The 2,465-nt window shown below is 69.8% G+C and carries 2 protein-coding genes; both read left to right on the top strand.

Going from position 1 to position 2,465, the window contains the following annotated elements:
* Positions 1-986: PorV/PorQ family protein (locus Q8Q85_04585; GenBank protein ID MDP3773523.1), on the top strand; the 986-nt coding region annotated here is incomplete at its 5' end.
* Positions 987-1,059: 73 nt separating this feature from the next.
* Complete coding sequence (locus Q8Q85_04580; GenBank protein ID MDP3773522.1) at positions 1,060-2,427, top strand: GWxTD domain-containing protein; 1,368 nt, start codon at positions 1,060-1,062, stop codon at positions 2,425-2,427.
* Positions 2,428-2,465: the final 38 nt, after the last annotated feature.

Genomic DNA, 2,465 nt, shown 5'->3' with positions numbered 1-2,465 from the left:
GCGCCGCCCTGGGCAACGCGTTCTCGGCCCTCGTGAACGACGTGTCGGCGGTGCACTTCAATCCCGCCGGTCTCGCGCTGATGGGGCACTCCGCGGTGCAGGCGTCCACCATGAGATACCTGGCGGACACGCGCTACACATGGGTCGGCGCGGGCTTCCCCGTGTCGGGCGGCTCGCGGGCGCTCGGGGTGTCGATCACCTCGTTCGGCTTCGGCGATCAGCCCGTGTACACCGTCGCCGACCCGGACGGCGAATCCGGCGAGACGTACTCGGTCGCCGAAACGGCCGTGGGATTGACGTACGCGCAGCGCTTTTCCGACCGGTTCGCCGCCGGCATCACGGGGAAGTTCGTCAACGACCAGCTCGGCACCGTTTCGGGCGGCGCGTTCGCGGTGGACTTCGGCACGATGTTCATGGCCACCATCGGCGGCCGGGCGATTCGCGCCGGCTTCACCGTGCAGAACCTGGGCACCACCATCAAGCACGAGGGCACCGCGCTCAACGTCGCCGTCACGCGCGATCCGGGCGACCAGCAGGACATTCCCCAGGATCCGGCCGACGCCCAGCTGAAGAGCAAGGGCTGGAGCCTGCCCGTTACGTTCCGGATGTCGTTGGCGTACGACGTGTTCTCACAGGCGCGCTCGCGCATGAGCCTGCTGGGTGAGTTCAACCAGCCCAACAACTCGGATCCCGGCTTCAACGTAGCGGGCGAGTACAACGTCACGGTATCCAACACGGTGTCGCTGGCCGGCCGGATCGGCTACACGTACTCCCCGGACAACAACCTCGACCCCACGGGTTCGGCTAGCGCCGACTACGCGGGGTTCGATACCAGCGCCGATGGTGAGGGGATGGACGGCTTCTCGGCCGGCGGCGGCCTGCGCTTCGGCCGCGCCCCGGGATTCACCGTCGGGTTCGACTACGCCTACCGGCATATGGGCCTGTTGGGGGGCGTCAACATGATCTCGATTGGCTTGACCTGGTAGCAGGATCGCCGGTGCGCCGGTCCGCCCCCCGGGACGGACCGGCGCTCGGCGGATGACAATGGACGGACATCTGATGGGAATGGCTACGGCGCTTCTGGGCCTTGTTTCCGGAGCGCCGTGGAGGCCGCAGGGCCAGGTGCCCGCGATCAGCGTCGCGGCCGCCCGGTTCTACCGGCCGGGCGACGGCAGCACGGTCGTCGAGGTGCTCGCGGAAGTCCGCTTGCTCGCCGTGACGTCGGCCGTCGCGCACGAAGGCGCCGCGCGGTACCGGGTCGAAATCGCGGTCCGCGATAGCGCGGGAACGGCGCTGACTAGCGGAGGCCTGGACCGCGAAGTCCCCGCTGCGCTGGCCCGGGTTCCTGGGGCGACGGCGACCGAGAGTTTCCGGTTCGCGGCGGCGCCCGGGACATACACGGTGCAGCTGCGCGCCGTGCCCGAAGGCGGGCAGGCCTCCGCCATCGAGCAGCAGTTGGTCGTGCGGGCCTTCAGCGCGCGGCCGCCGCTCTCGGACCTGGTGCTGGCGACGGAGGTGCGGCCGGCGGACACCGGGGCCGTGGCGCCCGGAGTGATTCGACGTGCGGGCCTGGCGATGCGCAGCGCGCCGATCCCGCGGCTGGTTCTGGACAGTGCCCGCATCGCGTACTACCTGGAGGTGTACCCTTGGCCGGGTGCCGCCAGCGATGCGGAGTTGGTCGCCGAGGTCGTCGGAGCGGGTGGGCGGCGCATGGTACGGACGCCGCCGCGGCAGGTGCGCTTCGAGTCCGCCGGTGGCGTGGCGCGCGGCTCGCTCGACCTGACCGGCCTGCCGGAAGGGCGCTACGCGTTGCGGCTGGTGCTTCGCCTGGGCGACAGCACGCTGACGGCTGAAGCGCCGTTCGAGGTGATTCCGCAGAGCGCGCCCGCCGAGGTGAGGGCGGCCGCTCCCGAAGACGAGTTCGAGGCGATGTCGGAGGCGGCCCTCGATTCGCTGTACGGGCCGACCGAGTATCTGCTGGAGGACGCCGAGCGCGGCGTGTTCATGTCGCTCAGCCTGACCGGCAAGCGACGCTTCATGCGGGAGGCATGGCGGCGCCGGGATCCGACACCCGGCATGCCCGACAACGCGGCGCTGACCGAGTTCCTGCGGACCGTCGCCTATGTGAACGCCGCGTTCGGGGAAAGCGGGCCGGCCGCCGTGGCGGGATGGCGGACCGACCGCGGCAGGGTGTACCTGCGCAACGGGCGCCCCGATGACCTGTTGCGGCGTCCGTCCGCGTCGCCGCGGCCGTACGAGGTGTGGAAGTACATGAGAGGGCGGATGCGGTACTATATCTTCTACGACCGCTCCGGCCTGAGCAACTACGAGCTGATCGGCAGCAACGACGTCCGCGAGCCCAGCACGAACTGGGAAATCCGCCTCGGGCGGCAGAATGCGCTTGATGTGATGGACTTCATTCGCTAGGCGTAGCCGAGCCACTTGACGAGCGAGGGCATCATGAA

This window comes from Gemmatimonadales bacterium, assembly GCA_030697825.1.
Lineage (GTDB): Bacteria > Gemmatimonadota > Gemmatimonadetes > Gemmatimonadales > JACORV01 > JACORV01.
This window is presented reverse-complemented; position numbering and strand designations above follow the sequence as displayed.

Coding starts and splice junctions, on each gene's coding strand:
- Q8Q85_04580 (MDP3773522.1), top strand. CDS start 1,060: ATGGGAATGGCTACGGCGCTTCTGGGCCTTGTTTCCGGAGCGCCGTGG.